Genomic DNA, 16,806 nt, shown 5'->3' on the forward strand with positions numbered 1-16,806 from the left:
ATCAAGGTCAACCAATCTCCGGCCGTGCACGCAGGTCACGCCACCACCAGCACAAACAGTAGAGCCACGCCTGACATCCTGTGTCAGTGAAGTCCCAAGACAGGGAGGTCGCTGAACAGGGGAGACACCCCACCCAAAAGATCATCTGGGAGAGCAGTGGGAAAAGACGGCACCCACAACCCGGCCGCCACCACCTGCTTCTCCCACACCGTCTGAAGGTACTCCACGATCCGCTTCTCCATCGCGAGCGTCACGTTGGAGTACACGCCCTCCATGCCCGGCAGCTCATGCCCCATCCGCGCCTCCACCGCCACCCGCGGGATATCCCCAGCCTCATCGAGGATCTCCTTCGCCAGATGCCGCAGCCGGTAGATGTCCTGCCCGGCCATCGCCTCCACCCCGTCCAGCTTCGGCCGCGCGTACCTCTCACGACCGTCTTCGGCTTTGCGTTCCTCGCAGCCGTCACGGATCGGGTACCAGTAGTTCTTGGTGAAGCCGGCGCTCAGGAGATGCCCTTTGCCTGTCTTCGACAGGAACAGCCACGGCTTGTCATGCGACGCCAGCAGAGCGCTGTGCATCTGGTGAAGGAATGGCGGAATCACGAGAGTTCTGTAGCTGTCATACTTCGGGCCCGCCAACGTCGGCCCGCTATCCCCGTAGTACAGCTGATGCTGCACCCGCAGGACGTGCATTCCCGCGTAACGCTTCTCGGTCTCTTGCCGCCGGTCCTTATCGGGGTCCGAGGCCGGCCAGTTCGGGGAGGTGAATCCGCGCTGTAGGCCCATCATTTCGCCGGGCGGTCGCATACCCGTGAACGGGATGGTCCAGATGTACGCCCAGCCCGCGTAGCCCCACAAGCGGTAGGCGTTGACGGCGAGCTGGTGGACGGCCTCGATGGGCAGTTCACGCTTCACACGCCGGACCTTGCGCTTCTGGTAGCGGCCACGGCGGCGCTGCTCGATGATCGGCGACTCGGGCCGCAGCCGGTACTTCAGGACGGCGTCGTCCATCAGCATGCGGAACACGCTGAGGATGCTGTTGCGGTAGCTCTCGGAGTACTTGCCGGCGACGTGCCGTTTGAACTGGTCGTAGTCGACGGGCGTGACCTGGTCGACAGTCCATTGAGTCCAGTACGGCTTGATGACGGCGTCAAGGACGCTGCGGTATTTCAGTGTCGACCGCACCCGCAGGTCGGTCGCTGCAAACCATACGTCGCAGTATTCGACCATCGAGAGCTTCTGGCTCTTCGGCCGGTGCCGCTTGTTCCGGACGTCGGACTCTCGGTCGAGACCGTAGTTGTAGGCCTCATCCTCATCTTGAAACGGAACGCCAGGCTCTGGCCCGCTTGCGGATTCATACCGCTTCGTCTTCGTCGGCCTGCCGTCGGAGTCGAGCTTGTGCTCGCCCGACCACCACTTCACACGGATGTTGTTGCCGCGGACTTCGACATAGGGCATGGGCGCTTCCCCGATGTTGGTTGTGAGTTGGGAAGCGTGGCGGGCACCCCTGCCGCCCACGCCCCCGCTGGGCTTGCTTGCCTACGATGCCCGTCCTATCGGACAGCCGCCGCAGGTTTTGCAGTCCCGGCCCTGCGCCTTCATGAACCGCCTCACGCGCCCCTGCACGGCGCGGTCTTCGACGGTCCTGGAGGACAGGACACACACCTTCTCGCCTGCTACTTGGGTCGGGTAGCCGAAGCCGGTCGGCCCAAGATCGAGATAGATGACATTACTCACCGGTCCCCCTTTGTCGCCTGTGGGACCTCCCCGGGTGGATTGCCAGACTTACATGGCGAACGTCTGAACGGCAGGGGGTTGTTGAGGTTTCATCAGCCTCCGGAGGTAACGATTCGGTTACGGCGAAAAGGTTGTAGACCGAAGACCCCCAGTTCAAGCACCGTCCGTCACGATCCCAACCCTTCGCAACTTCTCCACGAGCTCCACAACGAAGGCTTCAAGCTCACCGATCGGGGCGGTCGGCAAGGTTGCCCTCGCCGTATCCCACGCCATCTGTGTCGCCTCGTCAGCGGTGAGCACCTTCGGCGCGCCCGATGGCGAGACCGTCGCACCGCCGGCGAACACCGGGTCGCCGCCTTCGGCGATGGCGATACAGCTTCCGGACGCCCAGCCGAGGGCTTTGTCGATTTTGGAGTAGGTGGACTCGCGGACGTTCTGGCCCTCTTCGACGCGCTTCCATGTGTTGCGGGTGATGCCCACTGCGTCAGCAGCCGCATCCCGGGATGAGTACTGCTCCATGCGGTGCCGCTTCACGTGCTTCGCAAGGCGGTCGAGATCGCGAGTGGTCATGTCGACAGTCTCGCAGTACCAACCAGTTCCAGCTAGTTCCAACCATGTGATCGGCTGGTTCCCGTGAGTAACAGTGCATCTACAACCAGCAAAGCTCACCCCTGAGGGTCAAAACGGGTCAGTAACATCCATCAAGGGGTAGACAACCAGGGTCAACTAGGGTTAGCTTCTACCCATGCACCAACCGACGACCTTCGAGGTCGACGGGGACGCGATCCGCGAGGAGCGCATGCAAGCGGGGCTGAGCCGATCCGACCTCGCAGACGCAGTGGGAATCAGCCACCGCTACGTCTGCCACCTCGAAAACGGCACCCGCAGACACATGAGCCCGAAGCCGTACAAGCGCCTCCGCACCGCCCTCAACGCGACTGACGAGCGCCTCCGGCGAACGACTCCTCGCCCCACCGAGGACAACCCCCCACCCCACGAAAGGGAATGACCCGTGTCCACGGACAAGAGCCAGTACCACCAGCCGCAGCCGCCGGCCAACCCGGACCAGGAGTACATGACCGTCCAGGAGACGGCCTTCGTCCTCAAGTGCGGCATGAAGTGGCTGCGCGAGCTACTGCGGGCCAACCCGCAGCTCTGCGGACGCAACGGGGCCCGCGGACGGATCGTCACGGACCGCGAGCAGCGCGCCGCCATTCACGCCATCCGCAGCGGAGGAGACCCCCGCACGGGCCGCACCCTGCCGCGCCAGCGCCGCCGCCCCAACGCCCGCACGCGGGCCACGGCCGCAGCCTGACTCACCCCTGAACGCGCCGAAGGGCCGCCCGACTTCCCGGCCCGGCGACCCCACGACAACCGGCGCCCCTACGAACCAAAGAAGGAGAGGCCACCGATGGCCACATCATTCCAGACCAGCCTCACCGGGATCACCCCGGTATACCCGCTGCATGAGGCGCCGCTGCCGCAGACGGTCTTCGTCGACCGCAACGGCGAGACCTGGGTGCCCGCCGGCCACACCAGCGGGGGCGAGCTGATCCTCAGCTGCCCGGAGCCGCTGAACGAGGAGGACCGCGGGGAGGGCTCGTCGTTCCCGTGGACGCTCGGGCAGGTTGAGCGGGCGTTCGGTCCGCTGACGGCGCGGGCGGACCTGGAGGAGTCCCGTCTGGCCGAGGTGGACACCGAGTTCCTGGAGCTCTACGGGACGAATCAGCAGGCGTGGAAGCAGTGGCAGGTCGACACGTACCTGGACGCGATCACCCGCGCGCACGAGGAGTTCGGCCCGCTGGGGGTGGCGGCATGAGTATTTCGCCCCTGGCCTTGCAGGCGAAGAAGGTGATCGAGGCGGCGTGGCTGCACGGTCCGTCGTATGACCTGGCGTCGCAGGCGGCGTTCGCGTTGGAGTCGGCGCAGCTGTTGCAGTCGCCGGAGTTGGTGACCGAGGTGTCGGAGGCTGCGGTCGCGACGGCGGCGCAGGCGGTCGACGAGTTGAAGCGGGAGCACGCCGAGAACGAGCGGCTGCGAGCCCGTATCGCCGAGTTGGAGGCGGAGCGGCACTCGACGAACGAGGCGCTGGACGACGCGGTGCAGGAGCTCCGCACCCGCCGCGACGACAGGTCGGTCGAGCGGTCGGCGGACAAGCTGACGCGGATGCTGGCGCCGACGCAGGCCCTGCGTGAGGTGTTGGACGGCGAGCACTATGCGGCGACTCATCACACCTACCGCACGGGCCGGGACCTGCCTCCGCTGGACGGTGCGCGATGAGCCAGCCCCTGACCCTGGCCGACTGGGTGGCGTTCCTATCGCTCGGTGTCGGCGGCTACGCGGCCATGAGCGTTCCGTTCTTCCTGCTGGTCGACGCCGACCGGTCGGACTTCGACCCGCGGCCGGCTGTGTCCCAGCTGGTGGAGTCCGGCCGCGTGGACCCGCTGCTGATCGCCGTGTTCAACGCGAAGGCCGCTGTGCGCGATGCCGCCCTCGATGCGGCCGCCCTCCTCATCCTCCTCACCACCACCCCGAAGGGGGCACTCCGATGAACCGCATCCGCCTGTACCTGCACCGCCTGTTCCGGCGCCCCGCCATCACGGAGCCGATGCGGATCTACACCCGCCGCATCTCCGACGGGCTGCTCCTCGACTTCGAGGAGTACTTCACCTACGTGATCGAGACGATCGCCGACGACGAGGAGCTGCTGGCTCTGTTCCTGGAGGTCGTCGAGGACCGCGGGCTCGCCCGCGAGCACGACGGCTGGGAGCCAGAGCGGCTGCTGATGGAGCGGCTGGCGACGGGTGTCGGCTACGAGGTGCCGCTGCGCGACAAGTCGTTGGCCGCGCTGGCGGATCGGCTGCGGGCTGCGGCCCCGTCGGTGGCCATCCCGGCGCAGCGTGAGGGCGAGGCCACCGCGTGAGCGCCCTCGACGTTCGGGCGGTCGTTCACACCGCGCTCAGCTCGGTGCAGGGCGGCCACCACCACCTCGCACCGGTCACCCTTCAGACCCTCACCGACCGGGTCACCGAAGCCGTCACCGCAGGTCTGATCGGGCACGACGCCGACCTGCTGCACGGTGCCGCGGAGGCTGCCGCCGCCATCCACGCCCACTGCCAGCGTGAGGGGTGCGCCGGCTGCGGGGTCCGCCGGGACATCGTCGACGTGCTGCGCGCCGTGGCCGACGTCCTCGGCGAGCAGCCCGGCCGTGAGACCGCGGGGGTGGCCCGGTGAACGTCCGCCGCGCACTCACCGCCTTCGCCATCCCCGTCCTTGGCGGAGGCCTCGGCACCCTCGCCGGAGTCCTCGTCCGCGGCATCACCAACACCGCCGTAGGGGCTGTTGTCGCTGTCGCCGTCGCGGTCGGTGTCTGCCACCTCGCCGACAGGAAGGGATGGCTGTGACCTCTCCCAAGCACGCGCGGGACACCGAGCGGGGCCGCTACTACAGCGACCCCGCCGGGGGCCCCGACCTCGTGAGCGTCACCAACGTCATCGACACCGCCGTCAACAAGTCCATGGCCCTCGTCCCCTGGGGCGTGAAGGTCACCCTGGAGTACGCCCTCGACAGGTGGCCGCTCCTCACCGACCGCGTCACCGACGACCGGACGACGCTCACGAAGGAACTCAAGGCCGTCCACCGGGACGTCCGCGAGCAGGCCGCCGACCTCGGCGACCGCGTCCACAAAGCCGCAGAACACCGGCTCCTCGGAGCACCCATCGAGGACGACCCCGTCGTAGCCCCCTATCTGGCCCAGTTCGACGCGTGGCTCGCCTCCTGGAACGTCGACCCAGACGAGCACGTCGAGGCTACAGAGATCACGGTCCTTCACCGGCGTCTCGGCTACGCCGGGACCGCGGACCTCATGATCTGGCTGCCGACCGGGCCCGGCCATCGGCTGGAGCTGTGGCTCATCGACTACAAGTCGTCCGCCACCCGGTCCGCCCGCTCCGTCTACCCGGAGAACACGCTCCAGTTGGCCGCGCTCCGCTATGCGGAGACCGTCCTCCTCCCCGACGACACCGAGCAGTCGATGCCGCGGATCGAACGGACCGGGGTCCTCAACCTCCGTGCCAACAGCCACGCACTCGTCCCCATGCCTGCCGACCGGGTCGCCCACCGGGCGTTCCGCGGCGCCCTGGAGACCACCAAGTGGCTGCACGCCGCCCCCTACTCGTACCCGGCCCTGTTCGCGCCCGGCCATGAGCCGGCGCCGCGGCGGCGGCCCTCAACTCGAAAGGCAGCCTGATGGGCTCCCGAATCCGCACCGCGCAGAAGCAGGCCCGCGAGCTCGGCCGTCTGCGCACCGGTTACAGCGTCCCCAACCAGGACCCGAACAAGCGCCCGCGCCCGGTGAAGTCGAAGACGTGGGTGCTCAGCAGCCACTCCGAGCACTACGTGACCGCCGCCGCCGAAGCGTTGGGTGGGAAGGTCGAACGCTGGCAGCCGCAGGGCAACGGTGCCCCGCAGTTCCGTGTGATCACCGAGGCGGAGCAGCTCGACGCGATCCTGCCGCCCGGTGACCCGCTGTCCCAGGCCAACGAGATGTGGAACAAGGGCGGATGCGTCCGCCGCTGTGACGGCGAGACCGAGCAGATCAGCCGGCATCCCTGCCTGTGCCTCGCCGAGCACGGCCCGGAGTGGCACCTGCTGCGGCAGGACCTCTACACCAAGGACAAGGTGTGTGCCGCCACTTCCCGGCTGAACGTCATCCTGCCGGACATGCCGGACGTCGGCGTGTGGCGGGTCGAGACGCACTCCTGGTACGCCGCGAACGAGCTCGCGGGCACCGTCGACATGGTCCTGTCGGGCACCGGAGGCAAGGGCCTGGTCCCGGTGACGCTGCGAATCGAGCCGCGCACCCGGGTGGCTGGCGGACAGACGAAGCACTTCCCGGTGGTCGTCGTCGAGATCCGCGGGGTCACCACGAGGCAGGCCCTCACCGGCCCGCTGCCTACTGCGGTGGCGCTCGACCCGACCGGCAGCAGCCAGGCCGTAGCCGCGATCGAGGCGCCCAAGGGCCGCGACTGGATCGCCGAAGCAAAAGCTGCGCTGACGTCGGACGACGTCCGCGACCTGTGGATGGAGGCGCAGAGCGAGGGCGCAGTCCACCCGAAGGGAGCAGACCCGCTCTCCAAGCAGCTCATGGCCATCGCTGCGGAGAAGGACGCCGAGAACGCCAAGCAGGACACCGAGCCGGGTCCGGACGAGGACGGCGCGTACCCGGCCGAGGTCGTCGAGGAGTCGGGGCCGCCGTCGTGGCCGGCCGTCGCTCAGCCGCCCGCGTAGCCCGCACGCAGATCGGCCGCCCCGCGGGCAGTGCGGGGCGGCCGGCACCCAGCAGACCACACGAACCACCGAACGGAGAACAAGGCATGAGCTGGCATCTCGGCCGATTGGCCGGCTTCGACACGGAGACAACGGGGATCAACGTCGAGCGGGACCGGATCGTCACCGCGTGCGTCGTCCAGGTCGGCGGCAACCAGCCCGTGGCCGCGGCCAACTGGCTCGCCGACCCGGGCGTCGACATCCCCGAGGCCGCCGCCCGCGTGCACGGCATCACGACGGAACGTGCCCGGAAGGAAGGCCGGCCCGCGGGCGAGGTCGTCGAGCAGGTCGTCGCCGCCCTGGCCGCGGTCGTCCTGTCGGACATCCCGGTCGTCGCGATGAACGCGAGCTTCGACTTCACGATCCTCGACCGGGAGGCCCGCCGCCACGGCGTCCAGCCGCTCGCCGACATCGTCGGCGGCGACATGCGGGTCGTGGACCCGTTCGTCCTCGATAAGCGGATCGATCCGTACCGGCGCGGCAAGCGAACGCTGACCGACCTCTGCCGCCACTACCAGGTACCCCTCGACGGCGCGCACTCCGCGGACGCGGACGCTATCGCCGCATGCCGGGTGGCGTGGCGGATCGCCTCCACCCATGCCGAGATCGGCAAGGTCACGCTCGACGAACTCCACGACATGCAGATCGTGTGGGCGCGCGAGCAGGCCGAGTCCCTCGCCGACTACTTCCGCCGCACGCCCGGCAAGGAGAACCGCGCCGACAGCGTCCGCACCGAATGGCCCCTCATCCCTGCTCAGCGAACGGAGGGGCAGTGATGTTCATCGCTCGCACCCGGTACGACCAGCTCCGCCGCCAGTACGACCACCAGACCGCCCTCCGTGAGGAAGCCGAGCAGATCGCCGCACGGCGTGAGGGCACGATCGTCCGCCTTCAGTCGCAGCTCGCCCACCGCGACGACGAGCACCCCGACAGCCCCGTCCCGACACCGACGCCCGCCACCGGCGACGCCCGCCTCAAGGAGCAGCTGAACCTGTCGGAGCGGGCCCGCCAGTCGCTGGACGCGCAGTGCCTGCAACTGCACTGGACGAACGTGAACCTGGAGCGGGAGATCCTCACGCTCCGCGAGCAGCTCGCCGAACTCCAGACCGCCCAAGAGCAGGGGCAGGAGGTGGCGTCCTGATGCTCGGCATCCCGATCAACGAGAGCACGGTGGGCGGCGCTGTCCTCCTGGCCGTTGGGCTCCTGGCCGTCCTGGCCGCCGGGTTCGTCACCGGGCTCGTCTGGGTCACGGCTTGCAAGGTCGCCCGCTGGCGGAAGAGCCGCCGCCACGACGCCAGCCCCGACGTGTTCGAGGAGCTCGCCGCCCACCTCAGCGACTACGTGGCCGCCAACCCCGAGTTGGAAGCCGGCTTCGCCCGACTCCGGGCCGCGATCCGCGACGAACAGAAGGGAGAGCAGCCGTGACCACCTACACGATTGCCCTCCCGACAGGGCTGCGGCTGCTGAACGCCAACCAGCGCCCGCACCACCGGATCCGGCACGAGGTTACGAAGGAGCTGCGGGCCGCTGCGCACGAAGCCGTCACCGAGCACGCCACGCTCATGCAGGCGCTCGCCGCGGCGAAGCCGGGACCGCTGTTCCAGCGGGCCCACGTCCTCGGCATCCTCCGCCCGCCGTCCGCGCGCCGCGCCGACCCTGCGAACTGGTACCCCAGCTTCAAAGCCGCCGTAGACGGTCTGGTGGATGCCGGCCTGCTGGACGACGACGACCACACCCGGCTCGTCGGCCCGGACATGCGGCTCGGCGAGAAGGTGAAGGGCGGCCAGCTCGTCCTCGTCATCCGCGGACTCGCCGTCGGCGAGGACCCGCTCGCCGCGATGGGGGTGGCGGCATGACCGCCTCCCAGAAGATGCTCCGCGCCTACGACCGCTCCAACGGCCTCACCCGGCGAGTCGACGCAACCCAAACCCGCGCCCACCTCGAACGACTCGTCGCCCGCGGCTGGACCTACCGGCAGATCGCTGCCGCAACCGGCCTCGACTCCACCACCTTCAGCGTCATCCTCTCCGGCCGCTACACCAAAGTCGCCCGGCACACCGCCACCACGATCCTCGCCGTCCGCCTCGACCAGACACCCCCAATCCCGCGCGGACTAGTCGACGCCACCGGCACCCGCCGCCGGCTGCAAGCCCTGATGGTCCTCGGCTACACGCTGCCCGGTATCGCCGGGCAGGTCGGGGTCAGCTACTTCAGCCTTCAGCAGACCGCGACCGGAGTGTGGACGTGCGTCCGCCGATCGACTGCGGAGAAGGTCGCTGCGCTGTACCGGCGGACGGGGCTGGTGCCGGCTGCCGCGTCGCGGACTGCGGAACAGGCGAGGAACTGGGCGTTGGAGAACGGCTGGTTCGGGCCGATGGCGTGGGCGGACATCGACGATCCGGCCTGTGAACCGGAACCGGACGAGCCGGTCGCGCCGCAGCACCTGCACGCCGAGGACGTCGCCGAGCTGGCCGCACAGGGTCTGAACGACGAGCAGATCGGCCGCCGCCTTGAGGTATCAGCGCGGACCGTCCTGCGCGCCCGGGTCGCGCACAACATCCCCACAGGAGCAGCAGCATGAACATCAGCTTCCTTCCCCAGCCCGCAGACCAGACCTGGCAGAAGCAGGCCGCATGCCGCGCCAAAGACGTCGACCCTGACGTGTTCTTCTCGGAGAACAACGTCGCCGGGATCGCGAAGGCCCGTCAGATCTGCAAGGGCTGCCCGGTCGCCCAAGCGTGCCTGATCGACTGCATGACCAATGAGGGCGGCAAGTCCCTCGGGGCCCGGCATGGGATCTATGCGGGAATGTCGCCGCGGCAGCGGCAGCGGCTGTATGAGAAGCTCCGCGACCGGGCGAAGAACCAGACAAAGCCCGTCGACCCGGACGCCGCTGGCAAGGCGTCCAAGCCCCGGAAGCCGACCACGCTCCAAGGCATCTATGACGCCAACACCACCCGCACGTACACCGGACACCTCGCGTGGACTGGTAGCGCGCAGATCCACTTTCGCGGGCGGGTGTACACCCCGAGGCAGCTTGCCTTCCTGATCGACCGTGGCCAACACCCCGATGGGCGAGTGACGTCGGAGTGTGGCGTCACGGACTGTGTACTGCCGCAGCATCTCGCGGACGCCACGGAGCGGTCGCGGTGCGGGACCCGCCCGGGCTACCAGAAGCACCTCCGGGAGAAGACGGAGATCTGCGCGCCGTGCCGGCAGGCGAACACGGACGCGGATAACCGTCTCCGCAGGACCGGCACGACGAAGCAACTCGCCGCCTGATGACCGGCCACCTGTGTGGTCACTGGATCGGCGCTGAGCGCAGGCATTGCGGCAGCGCCGACCAGGTCCGCCACTACCTCCCCGGCCACCGCTGCCAGGCCCACACCCCGAACGCGCTCGCCGGGAAGCCGGAGCCGCCGCCCGGCCCGGGCATGCCCCGCGACTGGGCTGCCCCCACCCCGCTGCGCACCCCGACCGCCCGCGACAAACGGCCACTGGCCGCCGTGAAGAACCCCGAGGAGGAGTGATGACCGCCGAGACCCCCGCCACCGTGAGCGAGCAGGCCGCCCGCCTGTACAGGCAGAACTTGACCATCGACCAGGTCGCCGCCGAGATCGGGCGGACGTCGTACGCCACCCGGAAGCTCCTCGTGGAAGCGGGCGTGACCATCCGGCAGGGCCGCCCGCTCCAGGCCAACGAGACGCAACGTCGCTGGAACAGCTCCGGCTTCGGGCCGCCCGGGCACAAGCCGCCGAAGCTCACCCCCGCGCAACGCGACGAAATCCGGCGCCGCCGTGACGACGGGGAAACGCTCCGCGTCCTGGCCGCCGAGTACGGCGTCAGCATCGCAACGATCCACTACTACTCCTGAGGGGAGCGACCCATGCCCGCCTCGATACAGCCCGCCCTCGACGGCACCGTGCCCGCACCGGGCCTGGACTTCCACTCGTGGTGCGACCTCGTCCGGCCCGCGTTCGTCGCAGCCGCGCGCTCGGGCCGCCGGTTCACGACGTACGAGGTGGCCGCGGACAACGACCTGCCGGAGCCCGGCAACCCGCGCGCGGACTGGGGGAACCTCACGCAGGCCCTCGTCCGCGGCCGGGTGATCGAGCACTGCGGGTTTGACCGGTCCAGCCGGCCGACCGGTGAGAAGTCCGCGGTCGCCGTCTGGCGCGGCACCCGCGCCGCACAAGCCGGACGGGTCGCCTGATGGCCCGCTGCCCCCAGCCGTGCGGCAAGCACCGGTACGGCTCCGAAGCCGTCGCCCAGCTCGCCTGCGTCCAGGCCGCGATGCGCGGCAAACCCCACCTGATCTGGTACCGGGCCCGCGCCTGCCAGTGCTGGCACCTGTCGAACCCGTCTCGCCACGAGCGCGGCAAGGGCGGGAAGCGCGGCCAGTGGGTCCGCCAGTTCACGCCCGACCAGTCGACCACCTGACCCGCAGCCCCGCCGGGGCGTATCCAGCGGGGCCACCTACCCCAAGGAGAACACGCGTGAACTCCTGGCACCACGCCCAGAGCAGCGCCCGCAAGTGGGGCGGCAGCCCCGACCTGTACCTGCCCATCCACGAGTTCATCGACAGCTCAAAGCGGATCATCGGCGACGTCCGGCACCGCTCCCTCTACCACCACACCGAGGGCGTCTGGCTCTGCCAGCGCATCTTCGGCGTCACCCTCGACGTCCCCAAGGCCCGCTCGACCGTGCAAGTCCCGGTCCGGCTCATCGCCGAACAGCACGTCCTCGAGGACCTCGGCTGGCTGCCCAGCCCCGCGGACTACATCGACGGCATGCCCATCGCCCCGTGGATGTCCGGCTCCCAGCGCAAGACCGTCCCGCTCTCCCACCTGCTCCTCAACCAGCCTTCTGGAGGCACCCAGTGACCGACGCCCGCAACTTCCTCGGCATCCCCGTCCAGGGCGACATCACCCGCGGCGACACCCGCGTCGAGCAGAAGCCCATCGAGGAACTCCAGCCGATCCTCCAGGCCGTCCTCGACGACCCGACGATCGTCGAGTTCGGGTGGCGGCAGTACACGCCGTACTTCAACGACGGTGATCCCTGCACCTTCGGCGTTCACGGCACGTGGGTGCGGACCACCGCCGATGAGGACGCCGACGAGGACGACCTGGAGATGTGGGGCCACCGCAGTCTGGGCAAGATCCCCGGCCACCGCGACGAGGCCACCGGCACTTGGGTGACCGATCCGTACGAGGGACCGGACGAGGCCCGCTACCTGTGCTGCAAAGCGCTGGAGAGCGCCGTCGAGGGCGGCCACTTCGAAAACGTTCTGCTCGACGCGTTCGGCGACCACGCCCAGGTGACCGTCCGCCGTAACGGCATCGAGGTCGAGTTCTACAGCCACGACTGACCGGCCAGCGCACGCAGTAAAGCCCCGCACCACACGGTGCGGGGCCCGGAGAGAAGGGGAGGGGAACGGTGTCAGGACTCGGCGATGTTACGGGCGGCCTGGATGTCGCGGGCGCGCTTCGGGTCGGGGGCGATCTTCGCAACCCATTCGCGGGTGAAGCCGGTCAGCTTCGCCATGTGCGACGGCCCCTTGCCCTCCGCTCGACCCCGGACAAGGAGTTGTCGCAGCTCGGTGTCGGCGTCGTTGAAGGCCTGCTCGGCCCGCGCGCGCTTCTTGGCTGCGGCCTGAATCTCCATGTCGAGGGCGTCCATGCCGCTCATGGTGGCACACCTCGTCACGGTCGCGCTACGCGTTCGCCGATCGGGGTCGCGAAGCGCGATCGCGAACGGTATTCTCATTACAGGGTTGATCGAAAGCCTCCCTGAACAAGGGGTTCCACCTTCATGCCCTGATCAGCACGAACACGAAGAGAGAACCCATGGGCTACCGACTGCGCCGCTGGTTCGAGGACCGGCTTCCGCAGGAGATCTCATCCGGCGAACGCGTCGTCGCCCTGGCCATCGCTGACCTCGTCTGGGACGACAGCCGGATCGGCTACGGCCAAAAGTTCATGGCCAAGCTGCTCCACAAGACCGGCTTCGAGAACGAGGCTCAGCTCGGCAAGGTGCTCGGCAAGCTCGCGGCCCGCGGCATCGAACTGCGCGTGCCCATCAGCGGCCCAGACGGTAAGCCCCTCACCAACAAGCGCGGCCAGTACGTCTACGCCCACCGGGGCCATCAGCGCACGTTCCGCGTGCCGCTGGCGTCCGAGTTCCCCGGTCGGCCGGCCCCGTACTGGGACGACGAACACGAAAGGTCCCCCGACAGGGATCCCAATGCCTGGCACGACGGCGAAAGGCCACCCGCTAGGGAGACCTTTACCCCTGAAAGGTCCCCCGGCCGGGAGACCAATAAGGCAGAAAGGTCACCCGCTAGGGAGTCAAAGGTCACCCAGGCGGGAGACCCTATCCCCCTAACCACAACCACCTACCTCCCTCCCACCGCGGACCCCAACAGCACCACCCCTCCCGGGCCGGCCGGAAGCAAGCGCGAAGACGACGCGCTCACCGCCGCCGCCGAGTTCCTCCGCAACCTCCCCCAGCCCTGGGCCGTCGGCCGCGTCACCGCCACAGCCATGGCCCCCCAACTCATCGAAGCCATCACCGAACAGGGATGGCACCTCGACGAGCAGCTCGCCGCCAAGCTCACCGAGAACCCGGACGGCATCAAACGGCACTCCTCCGTGCTCCGCCTCCGCATCAACGACCTCCCCAAGGCCCCCCAGGCGGCCGCCGCGAACCGCGGCCCCTCCCTGCCCCGCTGGTGCGGCCACTGCGGAGACGGCAACCCCGCCGCCGAATTCAACGCCAAGTTCCGCACCGGCCCCGGCAGCAAGCCGTGCCCCGACTGCCACCCCACCACCCACGCCGCCGACGCGGCCTGACCGAGGACCACCGTGACCACCTACGACGACACCCCGGCCACCTTCGACCGCACCCCGCCCGCCGACCGCGACGCCGAACGCGCCGCCCTCGGCAGCATGGCCCTGGCCCGAACCGCCGTCCTCGACGTCGTCGAAGTCATCGACGGAATCAAGCAGCCGTTCTACGACCCCCACCACGAAACGATCTTCAACACCATGCTCGCCCTCTACGCCAGCGGGCAGCCCCTCGACCCCATCACCCTCACCAACCGCCTCCACCAGCAAGGCGACCTCGACCGCATCGGCGGCCCCGCCTACATCCACGACCTCGTCAACTCAGTCCCCACCGCCGCCCACGCCGCCCACTACGCCGAGATCCTCCGCGACATGGCCCTCCTCCGGGCCGTCATCTCCACCGGCACCGACCTCGTCCAGATGGGCTACAAAGCCCGCGCCAACCACGACACCGCCGCACAGATCGTCGACACCGCCGCCGCCAACCTCCAGGAACTCACCGCCGCCGCCAAGGGCGGTAACGAGTCCCGCGAGTGGATGCTCGACCGCGTCGTCGACGCAGTCCTCGACGAGTACGACAACCCCCGCGACGACGTCCTCCCCCTGCCGTGGGCAGACCTCCAGTCCGTAGCCCCCATGGAACCCGGCGATCTCGTCGTCATCGCCGGACGCCCCGCCATGGGCAAGAGCCTCGTCCTCCTCGGCATCGGCCGGCACGTCTCCATCAAGCACCGCCGCGGCTGCCTCATCTCCTCGATGGAGATGTCCCACGTCCAGATGGGACAACGGCTCGTCGCCGCCGAAGCCAAAGTGCCACTCCACGCGCTTCGAGCACGGACGTTGGACCGGGAGCAGTACGCCAAGGTGCGCCAGGCCCGCGACGCGATCCGCCGCTCCCCGCTCCGTATCGACGACACCCCGGCCGTGCCCGTCTCCAAGTGGCGGCGCAGGCTGCGCCAGTTGCAGTCGAACGGCGAGCTCCCGGCCGCGCTGATCGTGGACTACCTCCAGATCGCGAAGGCCGAGACGAAGGCACAGAACCGGGTGATCGAGGTCGACTCCATCGCGGTCGGCCTGAAGGCCCTCGCCCAAGAGTTCAAGATCGTCGTCATTGCCGCTGCCCAGCTCAACCGGGTCAGCGAACACCGCACCGACAAGACCCCCACGCTCTCGGACCTCCGTGAGTCGGGTGGCATCGAGAACAACGCCAACATCGTGATCCTCCTGCACCGCGAGGACTACTACGACCGCGCATCCCCCCGCGCCGGCGAATTCGACTTCATCGTCGCCAAGAACCGCATGGGCCACAACGCCACCGTCACCGCCGCATGGCAAGGCCACTACGCCCGGATCGTCGACATGGAGGAAGCCTGATGGACATCGACTCCTCCGACATCGTCGCGATGCGGGAGCAAGGCGACCTCAAGGCCTATCTCCTGAGCCTCGCCGGCAAGACCTCAGCGCCACCTGCCGACGGGCCGGAGAGCAAGACCCCCGGCTACCACATCCCCCGCAAGGGTGCCTGGCCCTGCGGCACCGCCCCCTCCGGCCCCACCCCGCCGCCGTGCACCAACTGTCAGACGGGAGAGACCCCGTGACCGCGATCAACGACCTCTACGCCGAGGACATCCCCACCCGCCCCGAGCCCGCACCCTCCCGGCCCCGCCCCTACACCTCGATGTGGACCCGCGCCGAACAAGACCAGCACTGGCAGGAACTCTGCGCCGCCGTCGGCACCCCAGACGCCCAACGCCCCCGCAAGACCCCCGCCGCCCGCCAGAACGCCGCCTGAAAGGACCCGCCATGCCCACCCGCATCCAACGCCGCCGCACCAAAGGCTGGCGCGCACAGGACCACACCACCAACCCGCTCGGCATCGTCTACGTCGGCCGCGGCACCCGCTGGGGCAACCCCTGCACCCAGATCCGCATGCCCGCCCTCGACGGCTCCGAGTGGGAGCGCGAAGGCCGCCTCGGCAAGACCTCCGGCCAGCGCCACGCCTTCGTCCACCCCGACAAGACCATCACCTGGCACCTCGTCCAGGACGCCACCCGCGAGCAGGCCGTGGCCATGTTCCGCGACTGGCTCGACCAGCGACCGGACCTGGCACAGGCGGCGCGCGCCGAACTCGCCGGCCGAGACCTCATGTGCTGGTGCCCGACAGACCAGCCCTGCCACGCCGACGTCCTGCTGGCCCTCGCCAACCTTGCCGCCTGAGCCCCACAACACCGCAAACCATCACACCCGCCCACCCAGGAGCCCGCCATGACCGAACCCCTCACCCAACAGCAGCTCGACGAGATCGCCGCCCGCGCCCAGGCCGCCACACCCGGACCGTGGGAAGAGCACGCCGCCTACGGCCCGGACTTCTACGCCAACGTCTCCGGCCCGTACCTGCGGGGCGTCGGCACCCTCAACTTCGGTGACGGGGAGGACGCCGAAGCTGACCGGGAGTTCGTGAAGCACGCCCGGGAGGACGTTGCCGCGCTGCTCGCCGAAGTCCACCGCCTCCGCGCCCAGGTGGCCGCCGTCACGGCCTTGTGCGACGCCGCCGAGAAGCAGGCCACGCGCTGGGAGCACCCGCTCCCCGTCCCCGAGTGGGTCACCGCCGTCCGACAGGCGATCCAGGAGCCCGCCGAGGAGTCGCATGTGGTCGCCGACGACAGCGACGACCCCGAGCACATCGACGACTGCCCCGGCTGCGAGACCGAGACCGGCACCGGGCAGTGCGGAGCCCGGCACCACCGCTACCCGGAGACCGTGTGCACCGAGCCTGCCAGCCACTACCGCCGCGACGTCGACTCGCATGCCGGGACGCTCATCCTCGACGGCCGTCAGGCCGGTGCCGCCGTCTGGGACGAACCCGCCCCCCTGCCCTCCGTCTAAGCCCGCCC

The 16,806-nt window shown here is 69.2% G+C and carries 31 protein-coding genes; 28 read left to right on the forward strand and 3 right to left on the reverse strand.

Going from position 1 to position 16,806, the window contains the following annotated elements:
• Positions 1 to 83: 83 nt before the first annotated feature.
• On the reverse strand, positions 84 to 1,457 hold the full coding sequence (locus ACH45E_RS44160) for an integrase (RefSeq protein WP_361439220.1): 1,374 nt from the start codon (positions 1,455 to 1,457) through the stop codon (positions 84 to 86).
• 432 nt (positions 1,458 to 1,889) lie between these two features.
• Complete coding sequence (locus ACH45E_RS44165) at positions 1,890 to 2,306, reverse strand: helix-turn-helix transcriptional regulator (protein WP_361439218.1); 417 nt, start codon at positions 2,304 to 2,306, stop codon at positions 1,890 to 1,892.
• A gap of 175 nt (positions 2,307 to 2,481) precedes the next feature.
• On the opposite strand from ACH45E_RS44165, the gene ACH45E_RS44170 reads away from it, so the two are divergent.
• The 22 genes from ACH45E_RS44170 to ACH45E_RS44275 all read left to right on the forward strand — a co-directional run bounded on the left by ACH45E_RS44170 (position 2,482) and on the right by ACH45E_RS44275 (position 12,435).
• Positions 2,482 to 2,745 (forward strand): helix-turn-helix transcriptional regulator, encoded by a 264-nt coding sequence (locus tag ACH45E_RS44170; protein ID WP_361439216.1) that lies wholly within the window; start codon positions 2,482 to 2,484, stop codon positions 2,743 to 2,745.
• 3 nt (positions 2,746 to 2,748) lie between these two features.
• Positions 2,749 to 3,051, forward strand: a complete 303-nt coding sequence (locus ACH45E_RS44175; protein ID WP_361439214.1) for a DNA-binding protein — start codon at positions 2,749 to 2,751, stop codon at positions 3,049 to 3,051.
• A 96-nt stretch (positions 3,052 to 3,147) separates the two neighbouring features.
• Positions 3,148 to 3,555 carry a hypothetical protein gene (locus tag ACH45E_RS44180; RefSeq protein ID WP_361439212.1) on the forward strand — a complete coding sequence of 136 codons (408 nt, stop codon included), beginning with the start codon at positions 3,148 to 3,150 and terminating at the stop codon, positions 3,553 to 3,555.
• Positions 3,552 to 4,016, forward strand: coding sequence for a hypothetical protein (locus ACH45E_RS44185; RefSeq protein WP_361439210.1), 465 nt, complete (start codon positions 3,552 to 3,554; stop codon positions 4,014 to 4,016). The genes ACH45E_RS44180 and ACH45E_RS44185 overlap by 4 nt, the downstream gene beginning before the upstream one ends.
• On the forward strand, positions 4,013 to 4,288 hold the full coding sequence (locus ACH45E_RS44190; RefSeq protein ID WP_361439208.1) for a hypothetical protein: 276 nt from the start codon (positions 4,013 to 4,015) through the stop codon (positions 4,286 to 4,288). The genes ACH45E_RS44185 and ACH45E_RS44190 overlap by 4 nt, the downstream gene beginning before the upstream one ends.
• Entirely contained in the window at positions 4,285 to 4,659 is a 375-nt protein-coding gene (locus ACH45E_RS44195; protein ID WP_361439206.1) for a hypothetical protein, read from the forward strand. Before ACH45E_RS44190 ends, ACH45E_RS44195 begins: the two co-directional genes overlap by 4 nt.
• Complete coding sequence (locus ACH45E_RS44200; protein ID WP_361439204.1) at positions 4,656 to 4,970, forward strand: hypothetical protein; 315 nt, start codon at positions 4,656 to 4,658, stop codon at positions 4,968 to 4,970. The genes ACH45E_RS44195 and ACH45E_RS44200 overlap by 4 nt, the downstream gene beginning before the upstream one ends.
• Positions 4,967 to 5,140, forward strand: coding sequence for a hypothetical protein (locus ACH45E_RS44205; RefSeq protein WP_361439202.1), 174 nt, complete (start codon positions 4,967 to 4,969; stop codon positions 5,138 to 5,140). The genes ACH45E_RS44200 and ACH45E_RS44205 overlap by 4 nt, the downstream gene beginning before the upstream one ends.
• A complete protein-coding gene (locus ACH45E_RS44210; RefSeq protein ID WP_399042796.1) occupies positions 5,131 to 5,985 on the forward strand; it encodes a hypothetical protein in 855 nt (284 codons plus the stop codon). Before ACH45E_RS44205 ends, ACH45E_RS44210 begins: the two co-directional genes overlap by 10 nt.
• The gene (locus ACH45E_RS44215; protein ID WP_361439198.1) at positions 5,985 to 7,025 is read left to right on the forward strand and encodes a hypothetical protein; all 1,041 of its coding nucleotides are present in this window, start codon (positions 5,985 to 5,987) and stop codon (positions 7,023 to 7,025) included. Before ACH45E_RS44210 ends, ACH45E_RS44215 begins: the two co-directional genes overlap by 1 nt.
• An 86-nt stretch (positions 7,026 to 7,111) precedes the next feature.
• The gene (locus tag ACH45E_RS44220) at positions 7,112 to 7,840 is read left to right on the forward strand and encodes a 3'-5' exonuclease (protein WP_361439196.1); all 729 of its coding nucleotides are present in this window, start codon (positions 7,112 to 7,114) and stop codon (positions 7,838 to 7,840) included.
• Positions 7,840 to 8,205: a hypothetical protein gene (locus ACH45E_RS44225; RefSeq protein ID WP_361439194.1), complete on the forward strand. Its 366-nt coding sequence runs from the start codon at positions 7,840 to 7,842 to the stop codon at positions 8,203 to 8,205. Before ACH45E_RS44220 ends, ACH45E_RS44225 begins: the two co-directional genes overlap by 1 nt.
• Positions 8,205 to 8,489: a hypothetical protein gene (locus ACH45E_RS44230; RefSeq protein ID WP_361439192.1), complete on the forward strand. Its 285-nt coding sequence runs from the start codon at positions 8,205 to 8,207 to the stop codon at positions 8,487 to 8,489. The genes ACH45E_RS44225 and ACH45E_RS44230 overlap by 1 nt, the downstream gene beginning before the upstream one ends.
• Positions 8,486 to 8,920, forward strand: coding sequence for a hypothetical protein (locus ACH45E_RS44235; RefSeq protein ID WP_361439190.1), 435 nt, complete (start codon positions 8,486 to 8,488; stop codon positions 8,918 to 8,920). The genes ACH45E_RS44230 and ACH45E_RS44235 overlap by 4 nt, the downstream gene beginning before the upstream one ends.
• Complete coding sequence (locus ACH45E_RS44240; protein ID WP_361439188.1) at positions 8,917 to 9,645, forward strand: hypothetical protein; 729 nt, start codon at positions 8,917 to 8,919, stop codon at positions 9,643 to 9,645. The genes ACH45E_RS44235 and ACH45E_RS44240 overlap by 4 nt, the downstream gene beginning before the upstream one ends.
• On the forward strand, positions 9,642 to 10,346 hold the full coding sequence (locus ACH45E_RS44245) for a WhiB family transcriptional regulator (protein ID WP_361439186.1): 705 nt from the start codon (positions 9,642 to 9,644) through the stop codon (positions 10,344 to 10,346). Before ACH45E_RS44240 ends, ACH45E_RS44245 begins: the two co-directional genes overlap by 4 nt.
• Positions 10,346 to 10,594: a hypothetical protein gene (locus tag ACH45E_RS44250; protein WP_361439184.1), complete on the forward strand. Its 249-nt coding sequence runs from the start codon at positions 10,346 to 10,348 to the stop codon at positions 10,592 to 10,594. Before ACH45E_RS44245 ends, ACH45E_RS44250 begins: the two co-directional genes overlap by 1 nt.
• Positions 10,594 to 10,938, forward strand: coding sequence for a hypothetical protein (locus tag ACH45E_RS44255; RefSeq protein ID WP_361439182.1), 345 nt, complete (start codon positions 10,594 to 10,596; stop codon positions 10,936 to 10,938). Before ACH45E_RS44250 ends, ACH45E_RS44255 begins: the two co-directional genes overlap by 1 nt.
• A 12-nt stretch (positions 10,939 to 10,950) precedes the next feature.
• The gene (locus ACH45E_RS44260; RefSeq protein ID WP_361439180.1) at positions 10,951 to 11,277 is read left to right on the forward strand and encodes a hypothetical protein; all 327 of its coding nucleotides are present in this window, start codon (positions 10,951 to 10,953) and stop codon (positions 11,275 to 11,277) included.
• Positions 11,277 to 11,504 carry a hypothetical protein gene (locus ACH45E_RS44265; protein ID WP_361439178.1) on the forward strand — a complete coding sequence of 76 codons (228 nt, stop codon included), beginning with the start codon at positions 11,277 to 11,279 and terminating at the stop codon, positions 11,502 to 11,504. The genes ACH45E_RS44260 and ACH45E_RS44265 overlap by 1 nt, the downstream gene beginning before the upstream one ends.
• Before the next feature lie 56 nt (positions 11,505 to 11,560).
• Positions 11,561 to 11,947 carry a DUF6915 family protein gene (locus ACH45E_RS44270; protein ID WP_361439176.1) on the forward strand — a complete coding sequence of 129 codons (387 nt, stop codon included), beginning with the start codon at positions 11,561 to 11,563 and terminating at the stop codon, positions 11,945 to 11,947.
• Positions 11,944 to 12,435, forward strand: a complete 492-nt coding sequence (locus tag ACH45E_RS44275; protein ID WP_399042801.1) for a hypothetical protein — start codon at positions 11,944 to 11,946, stop codon at positions 12,433 to 12,435. The genes ACH45E_RS44270 and ACH45E_RS44275 overlap by 4 nt, the downstream gene beginning before the upstream one ends.
• 71 nt (positions 12,436 to 12,506) lie before the next feature.
• On the opposite strand, the gene ACH45E_RS44280 is transcribed toward ACH45E_RS44275, so the two are convergent.
• Positions 12,507 to 12,755, reverse strand: coding sequence for a hypothetical protein (locus ACH45E_RS44280; protein WP_361449166.1), 249 nt, complete (start codon positions 12,753 to 12,755; stop codon positions 12,507 to 12,509).
• Between the two features lie 158 nt (positions 12,756 to 12,913).
• Between ACH45E_RS44280 and ACH45E_RS44285 the strand changes: the two genes are divergently transcribed.
• From ACH45E_RS44285 to ACH45E_RS44310, 6 genes are read left to right on the forward strand one after another with little or no spacing between them, the layout of a single operon-like run.
• On the forward strand, positions 12,914 to 13,918 hold the full coding sequence (locus tag ACH45E_RS44285) for a hypothetical protein (RefSeq protein ID WP_361449163.1): 1,005 nt from the start codon (positions 12,914 to 12,916) through the stop codon (positions 13,916 to 13,918).
• A 12-nt stretch (positions 13,919 to 13,930) separates the two neighbouring features.
• On the forward strand, positions 13,931 to 15,286 hold the full coding sequence (locus ACH45E_RS44290; protein WP_361449160.1) for a replicative DNA helicase: 1,356 nt from the start codon (positions 13,931 to 13,933) through the stop codon (positions 15,284 to 15,286).
• Entirely contained in the window at positions 15,286 to 15,510 is a 225-nt protein-coding gene (locus ACH45E_RS44295; RefSeq protein WP_361449157.1) for a hypothetical protein, read from the forward strand. Before ACH45E_RS44290 ends, ACH45E_RS44295 begins: the two co-directional genes overlap by 1 nt.
• A complete protein-coding gene (locus tag ACH45E_RS44300; RefSeq protein WP_361449154.1) occupies positions 15,507 to 15,704 on the forward strand; it encodes a hypothetical protein in 198 nt (65 codons plus the stop codon). Before ACH45E_RS44295 ends, ACH45E_RS44300 begins: the two co-directional genes overlap by 4 nt.
• A gap of 11 nt (positions 15,705 to 15,715) precedes the next feature.
• Positions 15,716 to 16,129 carry a DUF4326 domain-containing protein gene (locus ACH45E_RS44305; protein WP_361449151.1) on the forward strand — a complete coding sequence of 138 codons (414 nt, stop codon included), beginning with the start codon at positions 15,716 to 15,718 and terminating at the stop codon, positions 16,127 to 16,129.
• Between the two features lie 48 nt (positions 16,130 to 16,177).
• On the forward strand, positions 16,178 to 16,798 hold the full coding sequence (locus ACH45E_RS44310; protein WP_361449148.1) for a hypothetical protein: 621 nt from the start codon (positions 16,178 to 16,180) through the stop codon (positions 16,796 to 16,798).
• The last annotated feature ends 8 nt before the right edge of the window (positions 16,799 to 16,806 follow it).

The organism is Streptomyces sp. NPDC020299 (genome assembly GCF_044387825.1).
Lineage (GTDB): Bacteria > Actinomycetota > Actinomycetes > Streptomycetales > Streptomycetaceae > Streptomyces.

Excerpts from the sequence above, each read along its gene's own strand:
- ACH45E_RS44180 (WP_361439212.1), top strand. The coding sequence starts at position 3,148 with ATGGCCACATCATTCCAGACCAGCCTCACCGGGATCACCCCGGTATAC.
- ACH45E_RS44285 (WP_361449163.1), top strand. The coding sequence starts at position 12,914 with ATGGGCTACCGACTGCGCCGCTGGTTCGAGGACCGGCTTCCGCAGGAG.
- ACH45E_RS44190 (WP_361439208.1), top strand. The coding sequence starts at position 4,013 with ATGAGCCAGCCCCTGACCCTGGCCGACTGGGTGGCGTTCCTATCGCTC.
- ACH45E_RS44195 (WP_361439206.1), top strand. The coding sequence starts at position 4,285 with ATGAACCGCATCCGCCTGTACCTGCACCGCCTGTTCCGGCGCCCCGCC.
- ACH45E_RS44220 (WP_361439196.1), top strand. The coding sequence starts at position 7,112 with ATGAGCTGGCATCTCGGCCGATTGGCCGGCTTCGACACGGAGACAACG.
- ACH45E_RS44245 (WP_361439186.1), top strand. The coding sequence starts at position 9,642 with ATGAACATCAGCTTCCTTCCCCAGCCCGCAGACCAGACCTGGCAGAAG.
- ACH45E_RS44215 (WP_361439198.1), top strand. The coding sequence starts at position 5,985 with ATGGGCTCCCGAATCCGCACCGCGCAGAAGCAGGCCCGCGAGCTCGGC.
- ACH45E_RS44225 (WP_361439194.1), top strand. The coding sequence starts at position 7,840 with ATGTTCATCGCTCGCACCCGGTACGACCAGCTCCGCCGCCAGTACGAC.
- ACH45E_RS44170 (WP_361439216.1), top strand. The coding sequence starts at position 2,482 with ATGCACCAACCGACGACCTTCGAGGTCGACGGGGACGCGATCCGCGAG.
- ACH45E_RS44165 (WP_361439218.1), bottom strand. The coding sequence starts at position 2,306 with ATGACCACTCGCGATCTCGACCGCCTTGCGAAGCACGTGAAGCGGCAC.
- ACH45E_RS44230 (WP_361439192.1), top strand. The coding sequence starts at position 8,205 with ATGCTCGGCATCCCGATCAACGAGAGCACGGTGGGCGGCGCTGTCCTC.
- ACH45E_RS44250 (WP_361439184.1), top strand. The coding sequence starts at position 10,346 with ATGACCGGCCACCTGTGTGGTCACTGGATCGGCGCTGAGCGCAGGCAT.
- ACH45E_RS44305 (WP_361449151.1), top strand. The coding sequence starts at position 15,716 with ATGCCCACCCGCATCCAACGCCGCCGCACCAAAGGCTGGCGCGCACAG.
- ACH45E_RS44185 (WP_361439210.1), top strand. The coding sequence starts at position 3,552 with ATGAGTATTTCGCCCCTGGCCTTGCAGGCGAAGAAGGTGATCGAGGCG.
- ACH45E_RS44295 (WP_361449157.1), top strand. The coding sequence starts at position 15,286 with ATGGACATCGACTCCTCCGACATCGTCGCGATGCGGGAGCAAGGCGAC.
- ACH45E_RS44260 (WP_361439180.1), top strand. The coding sequence starts at position 10,951 with ATGCCCGCCTCGATACAGCCCGCCCTCGACGGCACCGTGCCCGCACCG.
- ACH45E_RS44240 (WP_361439188.1), top strand. The coding sequence starts at position 8,917 with ATGACCGCCTCCCAGAAGATGCTCCGCGCCTACGACCGCTCCAACGGC.
- ACH45E_RS44280 (WP_361449166.1), bottom strand. The coding sequence starts at position 12,755 with ATGAGCGGCATGGACGCCCTCGACATGGAGATTCAGGCCGCAGCCAAG.
- ACH45E_RS44265 (WP_361439178.1), top strand. The coding sequence starts at position 11,277 with ATGGCCCGCTGCCCCCAGCCGTGCGGCAAGCACCGGTACGGCTCCGAA.
- ACH45E_RS44160 (WP_361439220.1), bottom strand. The coding sequence starts at position 1,457 with ATGCCCTATGTCGAAGTCCGCGGCAACAACATCCGTGTGAAGTGGTGG.
- ACH45E_RS44310 (WP_361449148.1), top strand. The coding sequence starts at position 16,178 with ATGACCGAACCCCTCACCCAACAGCAGCTCGACGAGATCGCCGCCCGC.
- ACH45E_RS44255 (WP_361439182.1), top strand. The coding sequence starts at position 10,594 with ATGACCGCCGAGACCCCCGCCACCGTGAGCGAGCAGGCCGCCCGCCTG.
- ACH45E_RS44210 (WP_399042796.1), top strand. The coding sequence starts at position 5,131 with ATGGCTGTGACCTCTCCCAAGCACGCGCGGGACACCGAGCGGGGCCGC.